Genomic DNA, 26,852 nt, shown 5'->3' with positions numbered 1-26,852 from the left:
GCTGGCGTCGGCTCAGCGACTGCTCCGCCTCCACCCTCGGGGCCACAGTCGGAGTCCGTGCAGCGGGTAGCGGAAGGTGCGACCCGTTGCCCACGTCCAGAGCGCCGCGAGCAGGTTGGTCGCAGCCCAGACGCCCACGACCGACAGGGCCGCGTTCTCGATGAGGTCCGTTCGCCCGGCGAGGAGCGGCCCGAACACGGCCACGGCCAGGACCATGGCCGCCTTGAGGGTGAACCGCCACGTCCCGTCCTTGGAGTTGACCACGAGGGTCCGGTGGTCGCCGTGCGCGATGAGCGAGATCAGGAGGGAGACGACGAACAGCGGCCCCAAGAAGTTCGGACCGATGTGCACCAGACCGGCAACGATTCGTCCGTCGACGCGCCAGCTCGCCCGCGGGCGTGGGGGCACGACCCCGGCACCGTGGAGCCCACGGTGCGTGAGGGTCTCCTGGTAGAACGGCTCGTGGCGCACCGGGACAGGGTAGGCGGCGCGGGGCCGCGCGGCGGTCACGGTGTGCGCCTCCCGCAAGGAGCCGCACAGGTCACAGCGTCAGGAGCGCCTTCGCGTAGGCGCACTCGACGTCAGGATCCTTCACGGTATGCCGGGTGCTCTCGTCCCGGGCAAACGTCACCTCCCAGCCGTCGCCCGAGCGGTGCAGCGACTCGAGCCGGTCACCGAGCAACTCACGGAGCTGGTCCTCGCGCGGCAACCAGACCGCCTGGTCGAGGCTCACCGAGTCGAGTGCCCACTCGGTCGTCCCGTTGAAGCCGAGCACCGTCTGGTCGGCGAAGTGCTGCGGTTCGACGGTGAGCTGGCTGACCCAGAAGACCTCGCTGGTGAGCAGTTCGGCGTCGACGACGAACCGATCGCCGGGTGCCGGCTGCCACAGCACGCCCGCCTCGTGGGCGAGCCGCCGTGCCAGATCGAGGCTGATCATCCACCCATCATGCCGCCGGACCCGGGGACGAGCCGGGTCAGCCTGAGGTCAGCGAGGCACGCGACACGGGGAAGTCGAAGAACGTCGTCGGGAAGACTTCGGGCCGGTGGGTGAAGTGCCACCATTCGGCTTCGTAGTTGGCGAACCCCTCGGCTGCGAGCACGTCCACGAGCAGGTCGCGGTTCTCGCGGGCCTCCTCGGTGACCGCAGGACTGGCCGTGTGCGACAGCACGTCAAAGCAGTCGTAGGCCGTCCCCATGTCGAGCGAGGCATCCGGTGCGCGGTCGTTGATCGGCCCGAAGCACGAGCCCGCCGGGTGCGGGGAGTGCGGGGTCGGGCCGGGACGCGCGTCGATCGGCTGAATCGTCAGGTCCACTGTGCTCGCTCGGCTGTGGCCGGATCGCGCGGCGATGTAGCCATCGGCGAACAGCGTGACTTCTCGACCCTCGGGTAGAACTCCGACTTCATCCGCTCGTCCTCGAGGTCCTCGGCCCACCGGACGAAGTGGTCAACCGCGGTCTGCGGGCGGTAGCAGTCGTAGACCTTGAGGGTCAGGGCGCGGGGTCGCAGGACGTCCTGGGCGCGAGACAGTGCCTCGGCGGCCGGGCGGGTCAGAAGGCACAGGGGCGCGCGGTAGCCGTCGATGCGCTCGCCGACGAAGTTGTGATTCGTCGTGTAGCGGATCTCGTGGACGATCGTCGGGTCGACGTCACGGAGGGCGACGATCTCGGGTGGCGCCTTCGGATGACCCTGTGCCGCAGGGCGTTCGAGACCCGCGTCAGACAGGACAGATGCCGTGGCGAAGGCATTCGTGGCGGGCAGGATGGCGAGAGACAGTCCGGCGACGAGGGCGGGAAGTGCACGGCGAGTCATGCTCTCGTTCCTAGCAGTGGCAGTTCCGCTCCGCCACCCGAGGAGCGTAGATCGGGTCCTCAGCCGAGGAGGGCAGCGATGAGCAGGATGACCGGGACGGACCCCATCGTCGTGATGAGGATCGTGTCGCGTGCGAGCACGGTCGCCCGGTCGTAGCGAGTCGCGTGGACGAAGATGTTCTGCGCCGTGGGGAGTGCCGCCGTCACGACGATGGCGAGCAGAGCATGACCCTCGACTCCGAGCGCAAAGCGCGCCACGGCATACGCGACAAGGGGTTGGACGATCAGCTTGAGGAGCGATGTCGTCGCCAACTCGGCCACAGAGCCGGCCGCGCCCAGCCCGGGACCGAGGCGCAGGGCAATGCCGTAGGCGATGAGCATGGCTGGCACCGCGACCCCACCGAGCAACTCGAGCGGGTTCCCCACGAAGTCGGGCAGCGTCCACCCTGTGAGCGACAGCACCACGCCGATGAGCGACGCGACGGTGAGGGGGTTCTGGAACGGCCGGCTGACCAATTGCACGAACGACGGGGAGCGACCCAAGGCGTCAGTGTCCAGCAGCGCCAGCGCAATCGGCTGCAGCACGATGAGCTGGAGCAGCAGTGTCGGTGCCACGAGGGCTGCGTCGCCGAGGACGTAGCTCGCCACCGGGATACCCAGGTTTCCGGCGTTGACGTATGCCGCGGAGAGGGCTCCGATGGTCCCGTCACCGAGGCTTCGGCGCCAGAGAAAGCGGGCGCACAGGACATAGATCACGACGGGGACGATGACCCCGATCGTCGTCGCGACGAGGTTCGCCGACAGCACGTTGCGCACGTCAGCACGACTCAGGGTCACAATCATGAGCGCCGGCGAACCGACGAAGAACGCCACCTGCGACAGCACCCGTTGGGCGGTGAGGTCGACGATCTTCAGGTGGGCGAGCAGGGCGCCGACGGCGATGACGACGCCGATCGTCGCGAACCCGGTGAAGACTCCCTGCACCTCGACAGGCTAGAGCCCGCCCTAGGCGGGCGGGCGCAGGACCGGCGTCAGGGTCTCGAGCACTGACGCGTCCTCGATGGTGCCGGGCACGTTGGGCGTGCGCCCGTCGGCGATCTCGCGCATCGTCTTGCGCAGGATCTTGCCGGAGCGCGTCTTGGGCAGGGCGCTGACGATGTCGACCTGGCGCAGGGCGGCGACGGCGCCGACCTCGTCGCGCACCCGCTGGACCAACTCAGCGCAGATCCGCCCACCCTCGGCGCCCGAGCCGTCGACGCCGCCCTTGAGGACGACCAGACCACGTGGCAACTGCCCCTTCAGCTCGTCGGCGACGCCGATGACGGCGCACTCGGCGACGTCGGCATGGCCCGCGAGTGCTGCCTCGATCGACCCGGTCGAAAGCCGGTGGCCGGCGACATTGAGCACGTCGTCGGTACGGCCCATGACATAGAGATAGCCGTCCTCGTCGACGAGCCCGCCGTCACCCGTGGCGTAGTAGCCGGGCGGTGTGGACAGGTAGCCGTCGACGAACCGCTGGTCATCACCCCACAACGTCGGCAACGTGCCCGGAGGCAACGGCAAGCGGATCGCGATGGCGCCCTCCTCGCCGGCCGGGAGAGGTGAGCCGGTCTCGTCGAGGGTCGCGACGGCATACCCGGGCATGGGAACCGTCGGGGAACCGGGCTTGATCGGCATCGGTTGCAGCCCACGGGGATTCGCCGCGATCGGCCACCCGGTCTCGGTCTGCCACCAGTTGTCGACGACGGGAACCCCGAGGACCTTGGTGGCCCATTCGTAGGTGTCCGGGTCGAGCCGCTCGCCTGCGAGGAAGACCGTCTCCAGTGAGGAGATGTCGTGCTGGGCGATCAGCGCGCCGCTCGGGTCCTCGCGCTTGATTGCTCTGTATGCCGTCGGCGCCGTGAACATGGCCCGCACCTTGTGCTCCGCGATGAGTCTCCAGAAGGCGCCGGCGTCAGGGGTGCCGACCGGTTTGCCTTCGTAGAGAACGGTGGTCGCACCGGTGAGCAGTGGCGCATAGACGATGTAGGAGTGGCCGACGACCCACCCGACGTCGCTCGCCGTGAACCACACGTCGCCCGGGTTGATGCCATAGATGTTGCCCATCGACCAGCGCAGTGCGACGGCGTGACCACCGTTGTCGCGGACGATTCCCTTGGGGCGGCCGGTCGTGCCGGACGTGTAGAGGACATAGAGCGGGTCAGTCGCCGCGACCTCGACGCAGTCGGCCGGTGCGGCACCGGCGACGAGGTCGTCCCAGGTCATCTCCTCCCACTCCGTGTCGCGCTCACCGACTGCCGCAAGGGCCTGCTCTCGCTGGAAGACAACGACCGACTCGGGCTTGTGTGTGCTGCGATCGAGGGCCGCGTCGAGCATTGGCTTGTATTCGACGACACGGGTCGGCTCGATCCCACAGCTCGCCGCGACGACGACCTTGGGCTGCGCGTCCTCGATGCGTGCGGCGAGCTCGGCCGGTGCGAAGCCGCCGAACACCACCGAGTGGATGGCGCCCAGCCGCGCGCAGGCGAGCATCGCGACGACGGCCTCGGGGACCATGGGCATGTAGATGACGACGCGGTCGCCCTTCTCGACGCCCAGGCTCGCCAACGCCCCGGCGAAGGTCGCCACGCGACTGAGCAGGCCGGCATACGTGATGGTCTGTTGCGTGCCGGTGACCGGGCTGTCGTGGATGAGCGCGGGCTGGTCGCCGCGGCCGTCGCGCACGTGTCGGTCAAGGGCGTTGAAGCACGTGTTGAGGGTGGCGCCGGTGAACCAGCGGTGGAGGGGCGTGTTGGTGCTGTCGAGGACCGTCGTCGGGGGAGTGATCCACTCGATGGCGTGCGCAGCCTCGCCCCAGAAGGCGTCCGGGTCCTCAAGAGATTGGGCGTATGCCGCCGCGTAGGCGTCGGTGGTCATGTCACCCATCGTCGCGGTTGAGCGGGTGCCCGACCAGAGGGTTCGGCGAGTCGCGAGACGAGCGGCGCGGGTGCTTCCCCGAGCGGATTTCGTGCCACCGATCCGCTCGGGTAACCTCCTCCGTTGGAGGATTCGCATAGTGGCCTAGTGCGCACGCTTGGAAAGCGTGTTGGGTTAACGCCCTCAGGGGTTCGAATCCCCTATCCTCCGCCAAAAGAGAGGGCCCCGGCTTCGTGCCGGGGCCCTTTCACATGTGCACCAACGTTTGGGCACTGGGAGGTCGAGCGGCGTGGGAGCATCGCGCCATGACTGAGGGTGTGGGGGTCGCGACGTCTGCAGGTGAGCCGGCCGTGGTCGGTCCGGTGCGGGAACGAACGCTGCTTCGCCGCACCTTGGGTGTCCTCATCGTCGCCATGTGGATGGCGTGGGCCGTGGTGGCTTGGTGGTCGAGCCTGCACGAGGTGGGGGAACAGCACTTCGTCGAGGATGTCCGGGCCGGGCGCGTGGTCGCTTTCAAGGCAGTGACCAACGTGCGCGACGAGCCCTGGCGGTTCGGGTCGGGTGTGGGTGCCTGGATGGTCGACTACCCGGGTGCTGACCTCGAGGGCAGGCCCGAGGAAGGAGCAGTTGCCGACGGGCTCATCTATACGGTTGACGGAGTCCGGACACGATGGCTGTCGGAGCCTCCCGGCCTCGTCCGTGACATGGACGCGTTTGCCGCACTCGCCGAAGCTGGCGCGAAGCCCTTCACGGCCGAGACGTTCCCGCCGAGCCGCGACTGGATGGCCTTTCCGGCGTTGGCGGCCTTCCTCTTCTGGATCGCGAGCCTGATTGCGACCCCGCCCCGGTGGGGGACCCGTCCCTTCTGGGTGCTCGTTGCTTTCGTGCCAGCAGGTCTGGGCCTGCTGGCCTACGCGGCGCGTGAGCTCCTCGCTGGGCCGCCCGCGGTCGAACGGGCCCCCGGACTGCGCTGGTGGCACGGTCTGGGGATCGCGGTCCTCGGAGCGCTGTTCGTGCCCCCTCTGGTGGTCGCCCTGATCTGACGGGCCACGTGCGGCTGGGCCATGACCTGCCGTTCACAGATGGCTCATCTCTACCGGTTGCGATGGCCCATGGGGTGTGGCTAAGTTCCATTCAAGAGACCTAGTGCGTGAATGGTTCACAGAGTCGTGAGCCTCCCCGATGAATCGGAGATGTCATGTCCCGTCCGTCCGTCACCCGCCGCACCGCGATCGCCTCGGCTGTCGCAGCAACGCTGGCCGCTGGGATCGTCCCGGTCACCGCAGCCGACGCCGCCGTTCCGCCTGCGCCACGGGGGTGGGTCGAGTCGACCATCGCCCGGATGACGTTGGAGGAGAAGGTCGGTCAGCTCTTCGTCCAGCATCTCTACGGCGCCACGGCCGACACTCCACGTCAGGAGAACGTCGATCTCTACGGCGTCGCGACTCCCCGCGAGGTGATCCAGAAGTATCACCTCGGCGGTGCCATCTATTTCGCGTGGACCGACAGTGTGAACAACCCGCAGCAGATCGCCGGGCTGAGCAACGGTCTCCAGAATGCGGCGCTCACCAGCGACGCCAAGGTGGACATCCCGCTCGTCGTCGCCATCGACCAGGAGGGCGGCCTCGTCACCCGCATCGGGCCGCCGGCGACGCAGTTCCCCGGCAGCATGGCCCTCGGCGCCGGGGGGAGCACCGACAACGCTCGCGCCGCCGCCCGAATCACGGGCGAGGAGCTCAAGGCGATGGGCGTGAACTTCAACTACGCCCCCGTCGCCGACGTCAACGTCAACCCGCTCAACCCGGTCATCGGGGTGCGCGCCTTCGGCTCCGACCCCGGCCAAGTGTCCGACATGGTCGGCGCCCAGGTCATGGGCTACCAGGACGACGCCGGCATCTCCGCCGCCGCCAAGCACTTCCCCGGACACGGCGACACCGACACCGACAGCCACGTCGCGTTCCCGATCATCAACCACACCAAGGAGGAGTGGGAGGAGCTCGACGCGCCACCATTCCGCGAGGCCGTCGCTCGCGGCACCGACATCATCATGACGGCGCACGTGAACTTCCCGGCGCTGGACGACTCCGGAGACCCGGCCACGGTGAGCAAGCCGGTCATCACCGGTCTGTTGCGCGAGGAACTCGGCTACAAGGGCGTCGTCGTGTCCGACGCGCTGCGGATGGAGGGAGCCCGTCAGAAGTACGGCGACGAGGAACTGGCCGTGCGCGCACTCGAGGCCGGCGTCGACCTCCTGCTCATGACCGAGTCGATGGACGTGTCCTTCAATTCGATCGTCGACGCCGTCCAGAGCGGCCGAATCAGCAAGCAGGAACTCGACGACAAGCTCCGCCGCATCCTCAGCCTCAAGCACAAGCGCGGGCTCGTGACCGACCCCTACGTCGATGTCGCGGCCGTCTCCTCGAAGGTCGGCACGCCCGAGAACCTCGCGGCCGCGGCCACGATCACCGACGCCACGAACACGCTGATCAAGAACGATGACGGCGTCCTGCCGATGGCCGTGGGCGGCAAGAAGGTCCTCGTCACCGGGTTCGGGGTCTCGACGACGGCAGACCTCGCCAGCGAACTCGCTGAGCGTGGTGCTGCGACGACCGTGCGCCAAACCGGCACGTCGCCGAGCGCAGCCACCATCGCCGCCACTGTCGCCGCCACCGAGGGTCAGGACGCCGTGGTCGTGCTCACCAACCGGGCATGGACGAGCACGGCGCAACAGCGCCTGGTCAAGCAGCTCCTCGCAACGGGCAAACCAGTCGTCGTCGTGGCCGTCCGCGATCCGTACGACATCGCGCACTTCACGGAGGCGCCGACCTACCTGGCGACGTATTCCTACGCCCCGGTCTCGCCGCCGTCGCTGGCCCGAGTCCTCACCGGCGAGGTCGCGCCCACCGGCAAGCTCCCCGTCACGATCCCCACGGCTGCCGACCCGGACGTCGCGCTGTACCCGCTCGGCCACGGCCTCACCTACTGACTCGAACTGAAGGAGAAGCAGCCCATGAGCACACCCAGTTCACCGACCTCACCCGCCAGTCCCAACCGTCGACAGTTGCTCACCGGAGGAGCCGGTCTCGCCGGCGCCGCGGCGCTCGGCCTGACAGCCGGCGCGGCACCCGCGCACGCCGCAGCGGGAGCCAGCGCGACGGCATACGGGATGAATGCGAACGACCCGGCACGTCCGGTGACGCCGGGTGCGGACGTGGCCGCGGCCGCGAAGTGGTCCGTCCTCGCCGGACGCAAGGTCGGCATCATCACCAACCCGACCGGAATCCTCACCAACCTCCGCTCCATCGTCGACGAGATGCACGACGCGGGCACGGTCGACATCAAGGGCGTCTTCGGGCCCGAGCACGGCTTCCGCGGAACCGCCCAGGCGGGCGAGGCCGAGCCCACGAGCATCGATCCGCGCACCGGCATCACCGTCTATGACGCCTACGGCGCCAACACCGCGAAGTTCGCCTCGATGATCCGCGAGTCCGGCACCGACACCGTCGTCTTCGACATCCAGGACGTCGGGGCGCGGTTCTACACCTACATCTGGACGATGTACACGGCGATGAAGGCGTGTGTCGAGACCGGCGCGTCACTCGTCGTCCTCGACCGCCCGAACCCCATCGGCGGGCGGGCGTGGGGTCCGATGATGACCGAGGCCTACACGTCCGGCGTCGGCGCCGAAGCCATCGTCCAGGCGCACGGCATGACGGTCGGCGAACTCGCGCGCTTCCTCGACGCCGAGATCCTGCCGAGCGACACCGGCGGCGGTCGCCTTTCCGAGATCACCGTCGTCGAGGTCAAGGGCTGGCGCCGCGATGTCACGTATGCCGGCACCGGACTTCCGTGGGTCATGCCCAGTCCCAACATGCCGACTCCCGACACCGCGCTCGTCTACGCCGGGACGGGCATGTTCGAGGGGACGAACCTCTCCGAGGGGCGCGGGACGACGCGGCCCTTCGAGCTGGTCGGTGCGCCCTACATCGACCACAAGTGGGCCGACCGCCTGCGCGGGCGTGACCTCCCCGGCGTGGGGATCCGCGAGGCCTACTTCACGCCGACGTTCTCCAAGCACGTCGGCAAGGTCTGCGGCGGCGTGCAGGTGCACATCGAGGACCGGTCGGCGATCGACCCGATCCGGGTGGGTGTCGAGATGCTCGTCGCGGTCAAGGGGCTCTTCAGCGACTTCGCGTGGCGACGGGACTCGTGGGACACGCAGCGTCCCTACTGGATCGACAAGCTCACCGGCTCGACCCGACTGCGTGAGCAGATCACCGACGGCGCCGACGCCGACACCGTCGTGGGTGCGTGGCGCGATGAACTGGCGGCGTTCGATGCGGCGCGTCGGCCCTACCTCATCTATGGCGGGCCGGCGCGATGACGCTGTCGCGTCGTGTGGTCCTGGGTGGCGGAATCGCAGCTGGGACAACGCTGTTCGTGCCTGCGCTCGCTGCTCGGGCGGATGACTTCGACAAGCCGTTCACCGGGTTCGCGCCGCCGTCGACGGTCCTGCGCGAGGGCACGCCCGCGTCGGTGGGGCTCGACCCCGCACCCATCGAGGCTGCCAAGGGGCAGCTGCTCGCGCACCAGGACGGGCCGGCGGGAGGCCGCCCCATGTATGCCGGTCACGTCGGTCTCATGGCTCACGACGGCGTCGTGGTCGCCACCCAGACGGGCGGGTATGCCGTCCGCTACCGGACCGCGACCGAGGAGCTTCCCGAGGCCGATCGGGTTCCCATGCGTCGCGACACGATCTTCGACCTCGCTTCGGTGTCGAAGCTCTTCACGTCGATCGCCGTCGTCCAGCTGATCGAGGAGGGGCGAGTTCAGCTGGAGGCGGCGGTCGCGGACTACCTCCCGGAGTTCGCGTCGGCGGGCAAGTCGGGGGTGACGATCCGGCACCTGCTCACGCACACGAGTGGGTTCACGGCCTGGCTGCCGCTCTACAGTCGCTACCCCGACAAGGAGTCCCGGATCGCGGCGGTCATGAACCAGCCGCTCACCAACCAGGAGGGGACGGTCTATCGCTACAGCGACCTCAACCTCATCGCACTTGGCGTCCTCGTCGAGCGGCTGCGGGGCCAGTCGCTCGACGAGGTCGTCAGCTCCCGGCTCACCGAGCCGTTGGGGATGATCGATACCGGCTACAACCCGGCGGCGCGGGAGCGGACCGCTGCGACGGAGTACCAGGCGGTGCCGGCCCGTGGCATGGTGCGGGGAGAGGTCCACGACGAGAACGCGTGGTCGCTCGACGGTGTTGCGGGCCATGCCGGAGTGTTCTCGACGGCCGACGACCTGGCCGTATTGGCGCAGGCGCTCCTCAATGGCGGGACCTATCGCGGAGCACGGGTTCTCGACCGCAAGAGCGTCGCCCTGCTCATCACGAACTTCACCGAGGACTTCCCCGGCGACGACCACGGACTCGGCTTCGAGCTCAACCAGACCTGGTACATGGACGCGCTGAGCGGCCCCCGGACGGCGGGTCACACGGGCTACACGGGGACCTCGCTGGTCATCGACTTCCAGTCCCGCTCGTTCGCCACCCTGCTCACCAACCGGGTGCACCCGTCGCGATCGTGGGGGAGCAACAATCCCGCGAGGCGCGATTGGGCAGGCGGCTTGGGGCGTGCGCTGCCGATCACGCCGCGAGGAAGCCACGTCGCATGGGAGACCGAGGCGCGGCACGCGAGCAACGCGATCCTGGCGGTGCCCTTGGCCGTTCCCGGTGCGGGTGCTCGCCTGGGGTTCGACCTCGTGGCCGAGACGGAGGCGACCGATGTCCTGCGCGTCGAGACATCGCCCGACGGGGTCGTGTGGACGCTGGTGCCACTCGACATCCGGCATCCCGGAGACACCCGCGAAGGCGCTGACGACGGGTCGGTGAGTGGGACTCCGGGCGAGCGTCGGTGGGCGTTGGTCCGGGCGGAACTGCCGGCGGCCACCCGTCACCTGCGGTGGCGCTACACGACGGACGCGAACACGCTCGGTCGCGGCGTTGGCGCGAGCCGAATCCGCGTCGTCGGTCGCGGCGGCGTCATTGTCGACAGCGACTCCACGACGGACGCGTTCGCGGCCTCGGGCTGGTCGATGAGCCGGAGACAGTAGGGGCGGCTCGTCCGCGCCGCCTCCGCGCGGCGGCTGGTCACCAGAGGGGCAGGAGTTTCACCACCACCCGGCCCTCGAGGGCGGCTGCGGGGAGAGAACCGAAGTCGCGGGAGTCGACGGAGTTGCCCCGGTTGTCCCCCAGCAGGAAGACCTCGTCGTCGGGGACGTGGAAGGTTCGAGTGAAGGAGCCGTCCACCGTTGCCGGGTCGACCCATGACTCCTTGACCGGTTCGCCATCGATGTGGAGCACGCCGTCGAGCACCACGATCGCCTCGCCCGGGAGCCCGATCACCCGCTTGATGGTCCGGCGATGCTTCGAGGGGTCGTCGAAGACGACGAGGTCCCATCGCTGCACGTCGTCGATCCGCGGCGTCGTCCGCGACACCAGGACGACGTCGCCCGTGCCGAGGGTGGGCTCCATGCTGGCCGACGCGACCCGCACGGGCACGGCCACGAAGGCCCGGACCAGGGAGACGCCGACGACCAGCATGAGGATCGCCAGGGCCGTGCCCACACGCGGGGACATCCGAAGGGGCTTGTGCACCTTCATCGCGAGGTCACTGTGGTGGCGCTGCGTAGACCGGGTGGTTGGGGGCACCGGAGGACAGGTCGACCGTGCCGTCGGCTGCGGCCACGACGAACTGGCCCATCATGTCGTGGTCCTCGTGCGCGAGATTGTGGCAGTGGATCATGTAGCGGCCACCCAGGTGGCCGTTCGCGCCGGCCTGTCCGGTCGAGCGACCGTCCGGGTACTGGGCGGGGGGCATGGCGTAGTGCACGAGCACCTCGATCTCCTCACCCTCACCGACGTAGACGACATCCTTGGGGCCTTTCTCCCATGGCTGGACCCGGCCGGAGCCTCCTCGACGACTGAGGATCCGGAAATCCACCAGGTGGATGTGCATCGGGTGGAACCAGCCGCCGGAGTTGTTCTCAATCCGCCAGATCTCGTAGTCGCCGGGGCGAGGTGGGGAGCCACTCTCGTCGGTGAACACGTTCCAGCCGGCATCACGCACCTCCTCCCACGTCATGCCGTTGATCATGAACACGTTGGTCTCGTCGTCGTGCTCGAGGTCGATGTCGCGGGTCCGGAGGGCGGCCGATCGTGGTGCCGACATCACCTCGTGCAACTCGCTGCTCGGCGGCGTCGGCACGGAGTTCCATCGGGTGTCGGTCGGCTCGGAGGTCACCCGTAGCTGCAGCACCTTGCCGGTGTGGATGAAGTCGCGGTTGTTCTTGTTGCTCGAGTTGCGCAGCTCGACCCGGTCGCCGATCCGACAGCCCGCGAAGTCGACCATGATCTCGTAGCGCTCGGCGCCGCCGTGCCGCCAGCTCGTGATGGGTTGTGGCGTCGTCAGTCCACCGTCCGTGGCCACGACAAAGGCGGGCAGGGTGGCGCCGGTGCGGGTGTTGACGAAGCGCAGGTTCATGGAGCGCGACAGCGTGGCCATCAGGATCCGGAACCGGTAGAAGCGACGCTCCACCTCGAAGAAGGGCCAGGGCACACCGTTCACGGTGATCACGTCGCCGTAGAGCCCGTTGTGATCGCGGTCCATGTAGGCCAGCGACCCGTTCTTGGCGAACATCGCGTCGCCGATCGTGAGCGGGACGTCGTACTTGCCCTGCGGGAGGTTCTCCTTCTCCCACGGGTTCTGCACGTGGTACTGCGCGACGAGACCGCTGTAGACGTTGGTCGCGGTCTGGTGTGCACCGTGGTCGTGGTACCACATCGTCCGTGGGCCCTGATGGTTCGGATACCAGTAGTCCTTGGCCTGACCGGGGCCGGTGAGGTCGTCCGCGTACCCGTCGTACTGCGGGAGCGACGCCGACCCGTGCAGGTGGACCGAGGTGGCCACTTCGTAGCCGAAGGTCGGGTGGATCGGGGGCAGGTCGTTGGACACCCGCAGCCGCACGCGCGTGTTCTGGTCGACCTTGATGAGCGGGCCGGGCACCGTCGGCGCTGCTCCGGCGGCGGCGTATCCGAACACCTGGGTGAGGGGCGCTCCCGGGTCCAACAGCTGCGTTGACGTCGACTGCTCCGTGATCTCGTAGAGCAGGTAGTCGCCGTGCTCGTCGGTCATGGGGGTCGGAGTGACCGGCACCGGGATCGGGAGCCGCCGCGCGAATCGCGCCGGCTTCGCCGAGGTGCTGATCCAGTCCGAGGTGCTGGCCGTCTCGCCCAGGGGCACCGTCAGTCCGAGTGCAGTCACGCCGGCGCCGAACCCACCGAGCTTCAACATCTCGCGACGCGTCAGTTCCGTCATTGCTCTTCCCTTCCTCGCTTGGGCAGTCCTGCGCCCTTGCACATCGGGATCGGCTGTCGTGCGGCCGATTCCACTGCCCGACGAGCACAGGCTGCGCGACAGGCCTTGGGCTCTCCTTGGGCCGGGACATCCTCGAGGTCGACAAGGAAAGCCCAAGGCGCTCCTCGGATGCTGCACAACGACCGCACACCGAGGCTTCGGCCGCCAATGAGGAGTTGGGAACCATGGCACTACCCACAGTGCGAGGGGCCGGTGTTCACCGGCGCCCTCGCAACCGCACCTTCGCCGCAGTGATCGCGGCCCTGTTCGTCGTGTCCCTGGCCACGAGCGCCCAGGGTGTGCCCATCGCGCCGACCGAGCCGGACGGAACCCTCAAGGTCCGAACTGGTCGTCTGGTCGAGGTCGGTCCGACCTCCTCCGAACACGGCTTCCCCACCTGGTATCGCGACAGCAACGGCATCCGACTGGAACCCTGCACCACCCTGGACGACCCGCTGTGCTCGGCACTGCCCGACGAGGTCCCCAACCCCGACGCGCCGGTGTCCTTCCCCGACAACTTCCCCGGCGAGATCTTCTACCAGCTCGCCAGCTCGACGGTCACGGGCACCGGCGTCAACATGACGGTCAGCATGGACCTCGAGGGCGCGTGGGCGAACGAAGTGGTCGTCGACGGCGACCAGATGGTCTTCGGCCGGGTCCGCATCAGGGACAGGGTCATCGCTGACGGGACATACCGCGTGACCCACCCCTACGGCGTGGACCAGTTCGACGCCGCGGGCGAAGGCATCAACTTCACCGAGGACATCGGGACCACTCCTGGACTCTTCGGTCAGGCGTTGACCAGCCGCATCGGACCCTTCCTCAAGTGGGACCCCGAGGTGGCGCCCGCTGCGCCCGCCGGATATGTGGGTGACCCCAGCGTTGAGCACCGGGTGGTTGGCAGTCCGTACGGCACGAACTACGTGTCCGTGGAGCGGCGCAACGACGATGGCACCTGGGCCGAGCTGGCACGCACGGACCTGTTCAGCGTCCAGGGTCGACACGCGACCAACGCGGGTGTCGACGTCCAGGCAGCCACGTACGCCGTGGGCGCGGACGGCAAGGGCTTCGTCGACATCTATGCGACGTCCGACGCTGGTCAGTCGATCGAGGTGCGTGACAATGGGCTGGGCTTCATCGCCACGGGCCTGGAGGGTGACCGTGGCGTCTACTACGGACGCGTCGCCATCGACCAAGCGGCCGACGGCAAGTCAGTCACCGTCGCGAACCTCGGCGACAAGCCGGTGGCGGTGAAGCAGGCCGCCCTCACGGACGTCGTGACCATCACCCGGGCGACCTATGACGCCGACACCGACGCCCTCACCGTCTCGGCGTCCTCGAGTGACCAGGACACCACCCCGGGTCGGCTCACAGTCATGGGGACATCCCTGGTCGACGGGACGGCGACCATCACCACCGTGGCGCCGACCGCGACGGTGAAGGTGACCTCCGACAAGGGCGGCTCTGCGACGGCTCCGGTCACCGCCACCGGTGCGGGCATGCAGGCCGACGCACCCATCGCGGCCGGCTTCGCGAGCCCGGTCGATGCGGCTCCCGCACAACGGGTGACGCTGACGGGGACCGGTTCCACCGGCACCATCACCTCCTACGCCTGGCGGCAGGTTCCGGCCTCGGCCGGAGGCACCGAGGTGCCCGTGACCGACGAGAACCGCGTGACGCTGACCGGCTCAGCCGAGGCGGTGGCGACGTTCAACGCGCCGCCCGTCGCAGGGCCTCTCGCCTTCGAGCTCGTGGTGACCGGGCCGGCCGGGACCAGCGCGCCGGTGGTCGTGACCGCCAACGTGGTGGTGCCCGATCCCTCGGAGCCGCCGCCGGCGCCGACGGCCGATGCGGGTGAGGACCAGACGGTCCCGCGCGGCGCGACGGTCCGGCTCGACGGAGCCGGAAGCACCCTCGTCGACGACTACGCGTGGTCCCAGGTCAGCGGCCCCTCGGTGACGCTGGCTGGCGCCACCACGGCGACCCCGTCGTTCGTGTTCCCACGGATGGCCCTGCCCACCAGCACGACCGGGCCGAACCCGTCATACGCGACCACGAACGAACCCGTCGTGGTGCGGCTGACGATCACGGGCCAGGGCGGCCAGCAGTCGACCGACGAGATCACGGTGTCGCCGGCCCAGGAAACCCTGACGATCACGACCAACGAGTTCCGCGCGGGCCGTGAGTGGCGCGTGGCGGGAACGTCCAACATCGTCGCCGGCCAGAGGGTGGCAGTCGTCCTCGGCCGCGACCTGACGGGGCAGGTGTTGGGCTTCGCGACGGTCGATGCGACGGGCGCGTGGAGCTTCCGAGGCGCCGGTTCCGTGGTGCCCACCGCGGGTACGACGACCACCAGCGTCGTCAGTGCCGTCGGAGGCAGCATCACCGGAGCCACGTTCCGACGGCGGTAGTCCGATCCGAGGTCTGGACCCCCAATCTTGGGGGTCCAGACCCCCCGAGGCAGGGCTGCCGAGGCCCTGCCAGTGACACACACACTGGTCCTGCTCCGGAGAGGGAGCAGGACCAGTGAGGTGCAGGGGACATGCAGATCACCATTTTCGGACAGATGAGAGTCGCCACCCAAGAGGGCGACCTGGGGGCCGATCGGCTGGGCGGCGTCAAGCCACGTCAGATCCTCCAGATCCTGGCGATCGCCGACGGAGCCGCGGTGTCCAAGGAGCGATTGGCCGAGCTGCTCTGGGACGGTCAGCCGCCAAGGAGCTATCTCGGAACCCTGGAGAGCTACGTGTGCGTGCTGCGTCGCAGCCTCCGTGAGGCCGGCAGCCGGGGCGGCGGCGTGGTCACGGTGCGACAGGGCTATCGCCTCGACCCGGACACCTGTGGCGTCGACCTGACGTCCTTCCGGGCGTTGGTCCGGGCGGCCGGTGCGCAGGACGCCGACAAGGCGGAGGCTCTCAGCTGGCTCGAGGGGGCGCTCGACCTGGTGACTGGCGACCTGCTGGCGGACGAGAACTACGCCAGCTGGGCGATCGCGGAGCGTGAACGCTTCCTGCCCGAACTGGTGGGCGCCGCCAACCTCGCCGCGTCCCATGCCCTGGCCCTCGGCAGGGTGGACGCTGCCGCCAGACACGCCCAGTCGGCCATCGCCCACGACCGCCTCACCGAAGAGGGCTGGCGGACTCACATGCAGGCGCTGCGTTCCACCGGCCGTGGTGCCGAGGCGCTGCGCGACTACTTCGAACTGCGCGACCTGCTGGCGGACCAGCTGGGAGTCGACCCGTCCCAGGAAACAACCGACCTCTATCTCGACGTGCTCCACGACCAGTCGCAGGCCAACTCGGGCCTCACCGCCCGGGAAGAGGTGGGAATGCTGCTGCGCCTGCTGCAGCAGGCGGTCGCGTCGCTCCCGCACGTGGACGCTCCACGTGGCGATCCCGGCTGGGGGCGGCTGTCCGAACAGCTCACCGCGGCAGCCTCCGAATGGACCCAAGTCATCGACCCGGGACAACGGGCGCTGGTAGCCTGAGCGCAGTTGGCGAGGGACTCTCCACGACACACTCTCGGCGCACCCACTCGTCGGTTGGCGCCGCTTCCACGGGGCAGAGCACGCAGGGGCACGAATGGAGAGCAGGTCGGCGTCGCCAGTTCGAGTTCTGGTGGTTGACGACCATCGCACGTTCACCGATCTCGTGTGCCTCGCACTGGGCGGAGAGCACGACCTCGTCTGTGCCGGCAGTGCACACACGTCGGCCGAGGCCCGGAGACTGGTTGCGCTCGAGGCTCCCGATGTCGTCCTGATGGACGTCGATCTCGGTGGTGAGAACGGTCTGGACCTGACCGAAGAACTGACGGCCTCGCACCCCGGGCTGCTGGTCGTCGTCCTGACAGCAAACGCGGATGCGTCCGTCATGCGTCGCGCTGCCGTCGTGGGTGCCTGCGCGCTTCTGCCCAAGGACGGTTCTCTGCCAGATCTCCTCGGTGGGCTCCGACACGCCACCCGGGGCTCGTTCTATGTGCACCCCCGGTTGCTCCGGACCTTGATGGCCGAGCAGGATCCTGCTCGACGCACGTCTCCCGTCCCCAGCCTGACCGCGCGTGAGACCCACGTCCTTCGACTCTTGGCCGAGGGTCGGCATGTCTCCGACATCGCCCGGGAGCTGGGGATCTCGGTGCACACGTGCCGCGGCTACGTGAAGGCGCTGCTGGCGAAGCTGGGGGCCCACTCCCAACTCGAGGCGGTCGTGGCCGCAGGCGCGTTTGGACTCCTTGATGCTCCGCCGCGTCATTGACCGCGCCAGGTTCCCGCGAGACGGCCCTCGAGTCGCAGGGTCGGTCGTGCGCCCCGCCCTGGTGCGGTTCGCTCTCCTCAGCCTGCTCTCGGGGCTCGTCGTCACCGCACTCGCCTTCGTTGCCGCGGACCAGCTCGCCCGCGCCAGGTCGCTGGACAACGCCCGGACCCAGGCTGTCCAGTTCACGAACAGGCTGGCGGCGCCTCTGATCGATGCCGAGGTCCGCACGGGCACTCCCGCTGGCGTCGCACAACTGACCGAGGTGATGACCAGCCGGATGCGTGACGGCTCCGTCCAGCACCTCAGGATCTGGGACGAGAGCGGTCGCATCCTCTGGTCCGAGCACCCCGAGCTCATCGGTCGCACCGTCGACCTCTCCGAGGAGGTCGTCGCCCTCTTCGGGACCCGCGAGGCACGCGCGGAACTCACGGACCTGACCGGCGTGCAGAACTCGGACGAGCAGGGGAGGGCGCTGGAGGTCTATGTCGGCGCCTTCGGCTCTGACGGTCAACCGATCGTCGTGGAGATCTATCTGCCGACGGAGCCCATGGAAGATGACGCCAACGCCATCCTGCGGGGTGTCCTGCCGCTGATCCTGGGCTCGGTGGCCCTCGTGCTGCTCGCCGTCCTGCCCTTGGCGCTCTCCCTGGGCAGGCGCGTGGAGTGGGCGCTGTCCGAGCGGGGGGTCATGATGCGGCACGCCCTGCAGGCCTCGGAGCTGGAGCGACGTCGAGTCGCCGAGGACCTGCACCACGGGGTGGTGCAGGAACTTTCCGGGCTGGGCTACACCCTTCCGGTCGCAGCCCGCCATCTCGAGCCCGGCGGCGACGTCGACACGGCCCGCTCCCTGCTGCAGGTGGCCACTGATCTGGTGCAGCGAAACGTGCAGGCCCTGCGGTCGCTGATGACCGACATCTACCCTCCGGACCTCCACGGCGAGCGGCTGGGCGAAGCGGTGCAGCAGGTGGTGCGCACCGCTGCCCACGATGCTGGACTGCGGGCCGAGGTCCGCGTCCAGGAAGACCTCGACCTGCCCCTCCCCAGTGCCCGACTGGCCTACCGCATCATCCGCGAGGGAGTTCGCAACGTCGTCAAGCACGCAGAGGCAAAGGTGGTGCTGGTCGACCTCGCGGCCGAGGGTGCCGAGGTCGTCGTGAGCGTCGCGGATGACGGGCGCGGCCCGGGCGAGCTGCCGGGACACAGCCCCGAAGGGCACCTGGGCCTGCGACTGCTCAATGACACCGTCCAGGACGTCGGCGGTCGACTCGACATTCGTCCCCGCGACGAGGGTGGCACCGTGTTGGTCGTCCGCTTCCCGGTGGCGGCAGCGGGGACCTGACCACGCCGAACCCATGCTCGATGCCCCAGATGACCACCGGACAACCACCCAGCCTTCCCAGACCTCAGGCCAAGGTTTCTGCGCGAGACTCGACAGGACGCACCACCCCACCAGTCCCGGGAGGCCCCCGTGGTCATCAGGATCATGCTCGTCGACGACCACCCCTTGATCCGCGAGGCCTTGGCCCGACTGCTCTCCATCGAGCGGGACCTGGACGTCGTCGGTGCCACGGGTGACGCAGAAGAGGCCGTGAGGATGGCCGGAGAGTTGCGCCCGGATGTCGTGGTGATGGATGTCGACCTGCACGGAGCCGACCTGAAGGGGGTCGACGGCATCTCCGCGACTCGTGCGCTCCTGGCGGAGCATCCCGCCGTCAAAGTCGTGATGCTGAGCGCGTCGTGCTCACCCTCGTTGATCCGCGACTCCGCGGAGGCGGGGGCCTGGGGCTACCTTCTCAAGGGCGACCCGGCTGACCAGATCCCCGAAGGTATCCGCGCGGCCGCCCGCGGGGAGCACCCGATGGGGGTCGAGGTGGCGCGGCTGTGCCGGACCATGGGCGAGGCAGGCGGAACGGGGCCGGACGCGCTCGGGGTCGAGGCTCCATCCCTCTGGCCTCGGGCCACACCGTTCCAGCGGCAGACCTCGTGACCGCATGGCCCGGGACCCAAGCGCAGCACGTCGCTGCGGGGCGTCGGGGCCAGACACATTCGCCGCTTCCGTCTGGTCGATGACCCAGAGGCCGTAGTTTTGGCCCATGTCCTCCTCCGATCTCGCGCCCGGTGTGGCCGACGCCCCGCTCCTCGTCCGCCTGCGCGGGATCCGACCGACGCTGACGCCGGCAGAGGAGCGCGTCGCCACCGAGGTGCTCGCCGACGCCCGGCACGCGTCCGACATGACGATCACCGAACTCGCCCAGGCGGCGAAGACCTCCGAGACGACGGTCCTGCGCTTCTGCAAGCGGCTCGGGCTCAAGGGCTACCCGCAGTTGCGCCTCGCCCTGGCGGCGGAGTCGGCGATGCCCCGTGAACAGCGCATGGCGATCAGTGACATCAGCGCGACGGACACCATCGACGACATCGTTGCCAAGGTGGCGGCGGTCGACTCCAGTGCGGTTGAGGAGACATTGCAACAGCTCGACCGTGATGCCCTCAAGGCGGCTGCCGACGCGGTGGCAGGCGCGAGTCGGGTCGACATCTATGGCGTCGTCGCCAGTGCCATCGTGGGTGCCGACCTGCAGCAGAAACTGCACCGCATCGGCATCGTGTCCTTCGCCTGGAACGATCCGCACATCGCGCTCACGAGCGCCACGCTCCTGTCCAAGAAGGACGTCGCGATCGGCATATCCCACTCGGGTGCGACGAGCGAGACGATCGAGGCGCTCGCAGTGGCACGTCGACGGGGCGCCACGACGATCGCGGTGACGAACTTCCCGCTCTCGGCGCTCGCGAAGGGAGCCGACATCGTGCTCACCACGGCCGCCCGGGAGACCTCCCTGCGTTCGGGGGCCACGGCCAGTCGAATCGCTGCACTCACGGTGGTCGACTGCCTCTACATCGCCGTCGCCCAGCGCGACCTCGCCCGGGCCCGTCGGGCCGTGGCCGACAGCCGCAAGGCCGTCGAGGGCCACCACGTCAGCTGACGAGTTCGTCTTTGTGCCCCATTGGGACACAAGAGGTCGGCCTTCGGCCGGACGAATGTGTCCCAATGGGGCACAAAGACGGGAGGTTGTGGGGCGCTGCGTGTCAGTGATTCACCGCCTTGGCGGGTGGAGTGTGGGAAACTCACCACATGGCCAGCGACGTTCGTGTGACTGCACCCACCGAGGAACGCAACCCCGCGACGACCGGCATCGACACCGCGTCGACCCTCGAGGTCCTCACCCTCCTGAACGACGCTGATCGCACGGTGGCCGGCGCCGTCGCGCAGGTCCTGCCCGAACTCGCCTCCCTCGTCGATCACGCCGTCGAGTCGATCCGAGCCGGGGGCCATGTGCACTACTTCGGCGCAGGGACGTCGGGCCGGCTCTCCGTCCTCGACGCCGCCGAGCTGTTGCCCACGTTCAACGCCCCCGACGGACTCTTCGTCGCCCATCACGCCGGTGGGGCCGCTGCCCTGGTGGGCGCCGTGGAGAACGTCGAGGACGACGTGGACCTCGGTCGCGGCGACGCGAGCGACCTCACCGCGCTCGACGTGGCCATCGGGCTCACCGCCTCCGGCCGCACGCCCTACATCGCGGGAGCCCTCGCCGAAGCCCGGGCTCGCGGAGCGCGGACAGCGCTCGTGACGGCGAACCCGGGAGCCGAGCTCACGGCATACGCGGATCATCTGCTCGCAGCCGACACCGGACCGGAGGTGCTCACCGGGTCGACCCGTCTCAAGGCCGGCACCGCCCAGAAGATGATCCTCAACGGCTTCTCGACGGCGGTGATGATCCGCCTCGGGCACACCTATTCCAACCTCATGGTCGACGTCGTCGCGACCAACGCCAAGCTTCGCGGCCGGGTGGTCCGCATCCTGCAGGAGGCCACCGGAGTGAGCGAGGTGGACGCCCGCGCGGTCCTCGACCGGACCGGCGGCGAACTCAAGCCCGCGCTGGTCGCACTGCTCGCGGCGGTGCCGGTCGAGAAGGCCGTCGCGGCGCTCGACGCGCACGGCAATTCGGTCGCCACGGCTCTGGCGGGGTTGACCGCAGGCACCACGAAGTGATCGGCTCGCGCCTGTGAGCGCGATTGTCGGCGTGGACGTGGGCGGTTCCGGACTACGCCTGCAGTGGTCGTATGCCGGCCAGACCAGTTCCGTGGTCACCGCACCTGGCGCGCGCATCGGCTCGGGAGGCGTCGACGTGGCAGCGCTCGCGACCGACGCCGCGAAACTGCTGGCGCGCGGCGGCGTCGGTCTCGGCGACGTCGAGGCGGCGTGCTGGTCCCAGCGGGGGCTGGTGTTCCTGTCGGACCCGGTCGAGGTCCTCGAGCTCGTCGCGTCGGCGCTGGGGGCTCGGCGAACCGTCGTCGTGAGCGACGCGGTGGCCTCCCTCGTGGGCGCGTTGGGGAGCGTGCGTCCCGGCGCGGTGGTGTCGGCAGGGACGGGCGCGGTGGCGTTCGGGTCGGACTTCGGGTCCGGCGACGGGTCCGTCTGGCGGCTCGTGGACGGATGGGGCCACGTGCTGGGAGATCGTGGCTCGGGTGCCTGGGTGGGCCTTGAGGGGTTGCGCGCCGGGTTGCGCTTCCACGACGGTCTGCCGGGCGGGTCCGAGCGGTTGCTCGTCGAGGGGGAATACGCCTTCCGGTCGACCTCGCACTGGCCGCGTCGGGTCATGACGGGCAAGGACGCACCAGCACTCCTCGGCTCCTTCGCTCCCCGCGTCACGGAAGCTGCGGCGGCCGGAGACCCTGTGGCGCAACGGATCTGCGCGGCAGCGGGGGAGTCGCTCGCCGAGTCGTTGCTGTCGGCCGCGCGCGGCATCGACGCGCCGTCGCTGGTGGCGACGGGCGGGTTGCTGGCAGCAGCGCCTGTGCGGGACGCGCTCGAGGCAGCCATCAAGGCGGCCGGGTTCGAGCTCTCCCCAGCGGTGGGGGGAGCTCTCGACGGCGCCCTGCACCTGGCCACGCTCCTCGGCGAGACGGGAACGGTGCCGCGCCACCCGGCATACGTGCATCTGGCCTGAGACGGCCCTCGGCTCTGATCCGTCCTGGGGCAGCCCCTCAGGTCCTCCCAGTTCAGGCTGTGCTCTGCTGCGCTGGAGTGCAGCAGTGCACAGCGCCGAGCAGGCACCAGTGCGACCGGACCTCCCAGCGTCACCGAGTTGGAGGTGCCGCAGTGCCCCGGGTTAGACTTGAACCCGGCACCCCGCGTGGTGGTACCTCACTGAACTCCCCCAGGGCAGGAATGCAGCAAGGGCAGGTGAGCTCTTCCAGGTACGCGGGGTGTCTTCGTCTTGGTGGGGGGTTCTCAGGCGCCGCAGGCGCAGCCGCCCTCGCACCCACCGCAGCCGCCGCCGCGAGCCTCGGGTGCATTGCCCCGGTCGGCCCACGTCAGTTCGAGCGCCCGCACGAGACCGTCGACGGGCTGGGCGCCGGTCACGGCGAACTTCTGGTCGAGCACGAACGTCGGCACTGCCGTGATCCCGATCTGGTTGGCGGTCGCTTCGTCGGCGCGCACGTCGTAGCCGAAGTCGTCGGAGTCGAGCATCCCGCGCACGTCGTCCTTGTCGAGGCCGCCCTCGACGGCGAGCCCGACAAGGGTGTCGCGGTCGCCGAGCGCCGCACCCTCGGAGTACCACCCCCGCATGAGTCGCTCGGTCACCGGCGTCTCGAGCTCGCGGGCCCGGGCGAGGTGGATGACCCGGTGGGCGTCGAAGCTGTTGCCGCCCCTGAGTTGCTCCCACTGGAAGTCGAGCCCGACCTCTGCGGCCTCGGCCGCCATGGCCTCGTGCTGGGCCACCATCTCCTCACGGGTCTTCCCGTACTTGGCTGCGATCTTGTCGATCACGACGCCGTCCTCGACCGCAGGCGCCGAGCGGTCGAGCTGATAGCTGTGCCAGATCACGTCGACCTCACGCGGCTCCTCGCCGTCGGGGGTGACGGCCGCGAACTGCTCCAGGGCGAGCTCGAGGCGTCGCCTGCCGATGTGGCAGAAGGGGCAGACCAAGTCGATCCAGACATCGATACGCATGGATCCGAGGGTACGTCGACCCAGCCTGCAGCCTTCAATCGCCGGCTGAATCGCACGCTCAACCGCACCTCAGCCGCCACTTCCGTCGCAGGTCTGCAGGCGGAGGGCCTGATCGGCGCCGTAGCGGTGTCCCGACCCGAACGGCACCGCCAGTGAACCCAGCACATCAGCCCCGGCATGCACCGCCGAAACCACCGGCAGCCACGCCCGGGACTCGGTCGCCGGTCGCCAGGCCATCGCCGGAGAGGCATGCACGATCGGGTCGTCCGGGTTCGCGGCGACCGTCTCCTGAGGCAGCCCGGTCCGGCCGCCTCCTGGCGTCCCCAACCAGAACGTCGAGCACACCGTGGCTCGCGCGGCGTCACCGCCCGCCCCGGGCGCGAGCATGGCCGACTGCCCCGCGGTAGCGCCCAGACTCTCGCCCACGACGTGGACCTGCGGTCGCTGCGCCGCTGGCATCGCTGACACCGAGGCTGTCACCTCGGCGAGCAGCGCCCGCGCACCACTCACCGCACCGTCCCGGTCGAAGAGGTAGGCCATCCAGCTCGGCCGGTCGTCGTACTGCATCGACACCGTCGCCACCTCCGCCCCGAACCGCTCCTCCACGCCCCGCACGAACTCCGGGTTGACCCAGCCAGAGCCGGTCGGGATCGCCACGAGCAGGTGCTCCCGCGTCAGGCCACCCGCAGCCGCGAGCCGGTCGACGGCGATGCGAGCGCGAGTCGCGTCGTCCTCGGAATCGGACAGGCCGGCATACGCGCGTACGGCACCGACGGGGGAGGGCGTCAACAGCACCTGATCGCTGTCCGAGGCGGCCTGCGCGCTCGCGGGTGCGAACGTCACCAGGGTCAGACCGGCGATGAGCGCCACTCCGCGCCGCGACACACGCGACCGGTGACGCCACAGCCAGCCGAGGCCACGGACGACGCCGACGAGGGCCACTGCGGTCCCCGCTGCGATGCCCACGTCGGCGAGCGACACCGGATCCATCCCGATGCGCGCCCGCATTCCGTTCTGCGCAACGAGAGTCCAACCGAGCACGTATGCCGTGAGCGCACCTCCCAGCACCACCGCCAGGACGTGGGTCGGTCCGGTGAGGTGGCGGTCCCGGCCGGCGAGGCGGCGGACGAGGCGGCGGACGACGGCGTGGGTGATGAGCCAGGCCATCCCGGTCATTACGCCCAGAGCGACGGGCAGGTGCGGCAGGAAGGACGGGAACATCGCCGCGCCCAACGCAATGGGGGTGGCCAACGCCGCCGACGCCCGCGGCACGCTGAGCCGCGAGAGAAGCCCCCTCATCGCGCACCGCCGGTGAACGTGCTGCTCGACTTCGTGCCCGAATGGGACCAACTCGCTGCGCTCGCTCGTCCCATTCGGGCACGAAGTCGAGGTAGCGCCAGGCCGACGGCCCCGAGAGCGGCGACCCCGAGCGCGACGCCCGGAGCGATGCTGAGCGGTGTCTCCGACTCGGGAGGTGAGAAGCCCTGGCGGGCACTGTTGATCCGCACGAACCCGGTGGCAACCTCGGCCCAGGCGAGGCATTCGGCGCGACGCCATGAGGAGTCCCGCCCGCCGCATGAGTCCTCCAGTTCGACCCCGAGGCGGGTGTCGACGGAGCGACGCGCGTCGGGAGCGAGGGCGTGACCGGACCGGCCGGCATACCGGAGCAGGTCGTAGCCCAGGTCGTGCTGCCGGCACGCGTTCTCGAACTCGTCCGGCAATGGGACCGGTGAGGAGCAGCCGCCGGAAGGGTCCCCGAGGAGCTCGCCGGACACGGCCGGGCGGTAGCCGAACCGCGCCCCGAAGTCCGGCGGCATCGAGGCCGCCGCGATGGCCGGCTCGTCGGAGACGAGCGCAGCGATCGCCCGCTCGGCGGCACCACTGGGGACGGGCCGGGACGATGCGGCGGGAGCGAGGGAGAGGCCGGCCGCGCCGGTGAGGCCGACGACGACGACAGTGCGGAGGGCGTGCTGGCTGGTGAACATGCGGCCAGACTCGGATCCGCGAGCACTCGCGGTCGTCGCCCTCCCGAGCGGTTGTCGGGCACGACGCGGGGGCTACGCCGAGAGCGAGTGATACGAGGGAGTGACAGCGGGTTCACCCCGTCGTATGACGACCGGGTCGCGCTCGCTGCCTACTGTGGAGGCATGGTCGGAGGCAGAGTCACGGGACCCATCGGACGCGGACTGCTCCGCGTGGTGCGTCCGCTGGGGCAACCCCTCTGGCGAGGGCTCCAGTGGATCGGCGGGCACGCCGATGCGATGCTCGGCCTGCTCGCGTTGCTCATGTTCGTCATCGGCTGGTCGACGATGCAGCTGACGCATGACGTGCCGTCCTCGCTCATGCCGGTGCTGGCCGTGTGTGAGGCGATACCGATCGTGCTCCTCCGCCGGAAGCCCCTCGTTGCGTGGGCGATCGCGGCTGCGGTCTCAGTCCTCTGGTGGGCTGCGGTGCCAGCCTTCTTCGACTCCCCGATGCCGTGGCCCGTCGTGCAGTTCCTCGTGCTGCTCGCCACGATCGTCGCCGTGGGGCTGTGGGGTCGATGGGTGGAGATCCCGATCGTCATCGCCGTGACCGGGACGCTGCTCTATCTGCTCCTCCCCGGCGACCTCGAGGGGTGGGCGGTCGGCCAGGCGCTCATCATGGCGGTGGCCGTGCTGGTCCGGTGGCTCGTCATCTCCCGTCGTCAGATTGCCGTCCAGCAGGACGAGGTCGAGACCGAGCGCGCCCGGCGCGCCGTCGTCGAGGAGCGGAGTCGCATCGCACGCGAGCTCCACGACGTCGTGGCCCACCACATGTCGATGATCGTGGTGCAGGCGCAGAGTGCACCCGTGCGGCATGGCTTGTCGGATCCGGAGGTCGCCGGGGAGTTCGCGGCGATCGAGGGCGCGGCGCGCCAGGCGCTCACTGAGGTGCGCTCCGTGCTGGGCGTGCTGCGCGACGAGAACGGCCCCGTCGAGACCGCGCCCCAACCCGATCTCGCGCAGCTTCCGTCGTTGGTCAAGTCCTCCAAGGCAGCCGGTATGCCGCTCACGTCCCGTGTGCGTCTTGCCGCCGGCCACGTCCCGCCCGGGACGGCGCTGGTGCTCTATCGCGTGGCGCAGGAGTCACTCGCCAACGCCGCCCGGCACGCCCCCGGCGCGGCCGTCGAGTTGACCCTGGAGGAGGACTCGGGGTGGGCCCGCCTCATGATCCGGAACTCCGCTCCCGCACCGTCGGCTCTCGCTGGCGTCCGCAACATGGGTCGCGATGGCGACCACATCCCCGGACGCGACGGGGAGGACGGCGTGACCGGCGGCCGGGACGGGAACGGCGGCACCGGCATACGAGGCATGTCGGAACGCGTGCAAGCGGTCGGTGGAACGTTCGAGGCACAGCCGGTCGGCGACGGGTTCGTCGTGGTCGCGACCGTCCCCCTCACGGATCGGCCGCAGGTCGCCGGGCTAGGTTGATCGA

Annotated in this window: 24 protein-coding genes, 1 tRNA gene and 1 other RNA gene; 15 read left to right on the top strand and 11 right to left on the bottom strand. The window is 69.5% G+C overall.

Features of this window, described 5'->3' with window-relative positions:
- Positions 1–12: 12 nt before the first annotated feature.
- Genes N802_RS17515 through N802_RS17495 form a run of 6 tightly spaced genes read right to left on the bottom strand, consistent with a single transcriptional unit; the run spans position 13 to position 4,725 of the window.
- The gene (locus N802_RS17515) at positions 13–510 is read right to left on the bottom strand and encodes a hypothetical protein (protein WP_035918893.1); all 498 of its coding nucleotides are present in this window, start codon (positions 508–510) and stop codon (positions 13–15) included.
- Between the two features lie 31 nt (positions 511–541).
- A complete protein-coding gene (locus N802_RS17510; protein ID WP_035918891.1) occupies positions 542–937 on the bottom strand; it encodes a hypothetical protein in 396 nt (131 codons plus the stop codon).
- A 37-nt stretch (positions 938–974) separates the two neighbouring features.
- Complete coding sequence (locus N802_RS20670; protein ID WP_211254458.1) at positions 975–1,313, bottom strand: M15 family metallopeptidase; 339 nt, start codon at positions 1,311–1,313, stop codon at positions 975–977.
- Complete coding sequence (locus N802_RS20665; RefSeq protein WP_211254457.1) at positions 1,304–1,810, bottom strand: M15 family metallopeptidase; 507 nt, start codon at positions 1,808–1,810, stop codon at positions 1,304–1,306. Before N802_RS20665 ends, N802_RS20670 begins: the two co-directional genes overlap by 10 nt.
- Positions 1,811–1,869: 59 nt before the next feature.
- Positions 1,870–2,793 carry an AEC family transporter gene (locus N802_RS17500; protein ID WP_035918889.1) on the bottom strand — a complete coding sequence of 308 codons (924 nt, stop codon included), beginning with the start codon at positions 2,791–2,793 and terminating at the stop codon, positions 1,870–1,872.
- A gap of 21 nt (positions 2,794–2,814) precedes the next feature.
- Positions 2,815–4,725, bottom strand: coding sequence for a propionyl-CoA synthetase (locus N802_RS17495; RefSeq protein ID WP_035918888.1), 1,911 nt, complete (start codon positions 4,723–4,725; stop codon positions 2,815–2,817).
- Between the two features lie 125 nt (positions 4,726–4,850).
- Between N802_RS17495 and N802_RS17490 the strand changes: the two genes are divergently transcribed.
- From N802_RS17490 to N802_RS17470, 5 genes are all read left to right on the top strand, one after another.
- Positions 4,851–4,938, top strand: a tRNA-Ser gene (locus tag N802_RS17490).
- 92 nt (positions 4,939–5,030) lie between these two features.
- A complete protein-coding gene (locus tag N802_RS17485) occupies positions 5,031–5,768 on the top strand; it encodes a hypothetical protein (RefSeq protein WP_035918885.1) in 738 nt (245 codons plus the stop codon).
- Positions 5,769–5,923: 155 nt separating this feature from the next.
- Positions 5,924–7,711: a glycoside hydrolase family 3 protein gene (locus N802_RS17480; protein ID WP_035918883.1), complete on the top strand. Its 1,788-nt coding sequence runs from the start codon at positions 5,924–5,926 to the stop codon at positions 7,709–7,711.
- A gap of 24 nt (positions 7,712–7,735) precedes the next feature.
- Positions 7,736–9,109, top strand: coding sequence for an exo-beta-N-acetylmuramidase NamZ family protein (locus N802_RS17475; RefSeq protein WP_035918880.1), 1,374 nt, complete (start codon positions 7,736–7,738; stop codon positions 9,107–9,109).
- Positions 9,106–10,833 (top strand): serine hydrolase domain-containing protein, encoded by a 1,728-nt coding sequence (locus N802_RS17470; RefSeq protein ID WP_035918878.1) that lies wholly within the window; start codon positions 9,106–9,108, stop codon positions 10,831–10,833. The genes N802_RS17475 and N802_RS17470 overlap by 4 nt, the downstream gene beginning before the upstream one ends.
- Before the next feature lie 37 nt (positions 10,834–10,870).
- Here N802_RS17470 and lepB read toward each other — a convergent pair whose 3' ends face one another.
- Both lepB and N802_RS17460 read right to left on the bottom strand, forming a co-directional pair.
- Positions 10,871–11,359 (bottom strand): signal peptidase I, encoded by a 489-nt coding sequence (gene lepB / locus N802_RS17465; protein WP_035918937.1) that lies wholly within the window; start codon positions 11,357–11,359, stop codon positions 10,871–10,873.
- A gap of 31 nt (positions 11,360–11,390) precedes the next feature.
- Complete coding sequence (locus N802_RS17460) at positions 11,391–13,097, bottom strand: multicopper oxidase family protein (RefSeq protein WP_035918876.1); 1,707 nt, start codon at positions 13,095–13,097, stop codon at positions 11,391–11,393.
- Between the two features lie 224 nt (positions 13,098–13,321).
- Here N802_RS17460 and N802_RS17455 point away from each other — a divergent pair, with 224 nt between their 5' ends.
- The 9 genes from N802_RS17455 to ffs all read left to right on the top strand — a co-directional run bounded on the left by N802_RS17455 (position 13,322) and on the right by ffs (position 22,659).
- Positions 13,322–15,547, top strand: coding sequence for a PKD domain-containing protein (locus N802_RS17455; protein ID WP_156971489.1), 2,226 nt, complete (start codon positions 13,322–13,324; stop codon positions 15,545–15,547).
- A gap of 131 nt (positions 15,548–15,678) precedes the next feature.
- On the top strand, positions 15,679–16,623 hold the full coding sequence (locus N802_RS17450; RefSeq protein WP_052110122.1) for an AfsR/SARP family transcriptional regulator: 945 nt from the start codon (positions 15,679–15,681) through the stop codon (positions 16,621–16,623).
- 130 nt (positions 16,624–16,753) lie between these two features.
- The gene (locus N802_RS17445; protein ID WP_052110121.1) at positions 16,754–17,386 is read left to right on the top strand and encodes a response regulator transcription factor; all 633 of its coding nucleotides are present in this window, start codon (positions 16,754–16,756) and stop codon (positions 17,384–17,386) included.
- A 46-nt stretch (positions 17,387–17,432) separates the two neighbouring features.
- Positions 17,433–18,725 carry a sensor histidine kinase gene (locus N802_RS17440; RefSeq protein WP_169743458.1) on the top strand — a complete coding sequence of 431 codons (1,293 nt, stop codon included), beginning with the start codon at positions 17,433–17,435 and terminating at the stop codon, positions 18,723–18,725.
- A 129-nt stretch (positions 18,726–18,854) separates the two neighbouring features.
- The gene (locus tag N802_RS17435; RefSeq protein ID WP_052110120.1) at positions 18,855–19,373 is read left to right on the top strand and encodes a response regulator; all 519 of its coding nucleotides are present in this window, start codon (positions 18,855–18,857) and stop codon (positions 19,371–19,373) included.
- Between the two features lie 106 nt (positions 19,374–19,479).
- Positions 19,480–20,364 (top strand): MurR/RpiR family transcriptional regulator, encoded by an 885-nt coding sequence (locus tag N802_RS17430; protein ID WP_035918865.1) that lies wholly within the window; start codon positions 19,480–19,482, stop codon positions 20,362–20,364.
- A gap of 149 nt (positions 20,365–20,513) precedes the next feature.
- Positions 20,514–21,431, top strand: a complete 918-nt coding sequence (locus N802_RS17425; RefSeq protein ID WP_035918863.1) for an N-acetylmuramic acid 6-phosphate etherase — start codon at positions 20,514–20,516, stop codon at positions 21,429–21,431.
- Between the two features lie 13 nt (positions 21,432–21,444).
- A complete protein-coding gene (locus N802_RS17420) occupies positions 21,445–22,389 on the top strand; it encodes an N-acetylglucosamine kinase (protein ID WP_035918859.1) in 945 nt (314 codons plus the stop codon).
- Between the two features lie 173 nt (positions 22,390–22,562).
- Positions 22,563–22,659: signal recognition particle sRNA small type (ffs, locus tag N802_RS20050), an RNA gene on the top strand.
- 14 nt (positions 22,660–22,673) lie between these two features.
- Here ffs and N802_RS17415 read toward each other — a convergent pair.
- The 3 genes from N802_RS17415 to N802_RS20535 all read right to left on the bottom strand — a co-directional run bounded on the left by N802_RS17415 (position 22,674) and on the right by N802_RS20535 (position 25,381).
- Positions 22,674–23,396 (bottom strand): DsbA family oxidoreductase, encoded by a 723-nt coding sequence (locus tag N802_RS17415; protein WP_035918856.1) that lies wholly within the window; start codon positions 23,394–23,396, stop codon positions 22,674–22,676.
- Positions 23,397–23,465: 69 nt separating this feature from the next.
- A complete protein-coding gene (locus N802_RS17410; protein WP_169743457.1) occupies positions 23,466–24,695 on the bottom strand; it encodes an alpha/beta-hydrolase family protein in 1,230 nt (409 codons plus the stop codon).
- Complete coding sequence (locus N802_RS20535; RefSeq protein ID WP_052110119.1) at positions 24,692–25,381, bottom strand: phospholipase A2 family protein; 690 nt, start codon at positions 25,379–25,381, stop codon at positions 24,692–24,694. Before N802_RS20535 ends, N802_RS17410 begins: the two co-directional genes overlap by 4 nt.
- A 162-nt stretch (positions 25,382–25,543) precedes the next feature.
- Between N802_RS20535 and N802_RS17400 the strand changes: the two genes are divergently transcribed.
- A complete protein-coding gene (locus tag N802_RS17400) occupies positions 25,544–26,848 on the top strand; it encodes a sensor histidine kinase (protein WP_052110118.1) in 1,305 nt (434 codons plus the stop codon).
- The last annotated feature ends 4 nt before the right edge of the window (positions 26,849–26,852 follow it).

The sequence above is a fragment of the Knoellia sinensis KCTC 19936 genome (assembly GCF_000768705.1).
In the GTDB taxonomy this organism is placed as follows: domain Bacteria; phylum Actinomycetota; class Actinomycetes; order Actinomycetales; family Dermatophilaceae; genus Knoellia; species Knoellia sinensis.
The sequence above is the reverse complement of the archived record's forward strand: the minus strand, read 5'-3'. Positions and strand labels throughout refer to the sequence as shown.

Coding starts and splice junctions, on each gene's coding strand:
- N802_RS17470 (WP_035918878.1), top strand. CDS start 9,106: ATGACGCTGTCGCGTCGTGTGGTCCTGGGTGGCGGAATCGCAGCTGGG.
- N802_RS17425 (WP_035918863.1), top strand. CDS start 20,514: ATGGCCAGCGACGTTCGTGTGACTGCACCCACCGAGGAACGCAACCCC.
- N802_RS17415 (WP_035918856.1), bottom strand. CDS start 23,396: ATGCGTATCGATGTCTGGATCGACTTGGTCTGCCCCTTCTGCCACATC.
- lepB (WP_035918937.1), bottom strand. CDS start 11,359: ATGTCCCCGCGTGTGGGCACGGCCCTGGCGATCCTCATGCTGGTCGTC.
- N802_RS17455 (WP_156971489.1), top strand. CDS start 13,322: ATGGCACTACCCACAGTGCGAGGGGCCGGTGTTCACCGGCGCCCTCGC.
- N802_RS17475 (WP_035918880.1), top strand. CDS start 7,736: ATGAGCACACCCAGTTCACCGACCTCACCCGCCAGTCCCAACCGTCGA.
- N802_RS17495 (WP_035918888.1), bottom strand. CDS start 4,725: ATGACCACCGACGCCTACGCGGCGGCATACGCCCAATCTCTTGAGGAC.
- N802_RS17510 (WP_035918891.1), bottom strand. CDS start 937: ATGATCAGCCTCGATCTGGCACGGCGGCTCGCCCACGAGGCGGGCGTG.
- N802_RS17410 (WP_169743457.1), bottom strand. CDS start 24,695: ATGAGGGGGCTTCTCTCGCGGCTCAGCGTGCCGCGGGCGTCGGCGGCG.
- N802_RS17450 (WP_052110122.1), top strand. CDS start 15,679: ATGCAGATCACCATTTTCGGACAGATGAGAGTCGCCACCCAAGAGGGC.
- N802_RS17460 (WP_035918876.1), bottom strand. CDS start 13,097: ATGACGGAACTGACGCGTCGCGAGATGTTGAAGCTCGGTGGGTTCGGC.
- N802_RS20535 (WP_052110119.1), bottom strand. CDS start 25,381: ATGTTCACCAGCCAGCACGCCCTCCGCACTGTCGTCGTCGTCGGCCTC.
- N802_RS17480 (WP_035918883.1), top strand. CDS start 5,924: ATGTCCCGTCCGTCCGTCACCCGCCGCACCGCGATCGCCTCGGCTGTC.
- N802_RS17430 (WP_035918865.1), top strand. CDS start 19,480: ATGTCCTCCTCCGATCTCGCGCCCGGTGTGGCCGACGCCCCGCTCCTC.
- N802_RS17400 (WP_052110118.1), top strand. CDS start 25,544: ATGGTCGGAGGCAGAGTCACGGGACCCATCGGACGCGGACTGCTCCGC.
- N802_RS17485 (WP_035918885.1), top strand. CDS start 5,031: ATGACTGAGGGTGTGGGGGTCGCGACGTCTGCAGGTGAGCCGGCCGTG.
- N802_RS20665 (WP_211254457.1), bottom strand. CDS start 1,810: ATGACTCGCCGTGCACTTCCCGCCCTCGTCGCCGGACTGTCTCTCGCC.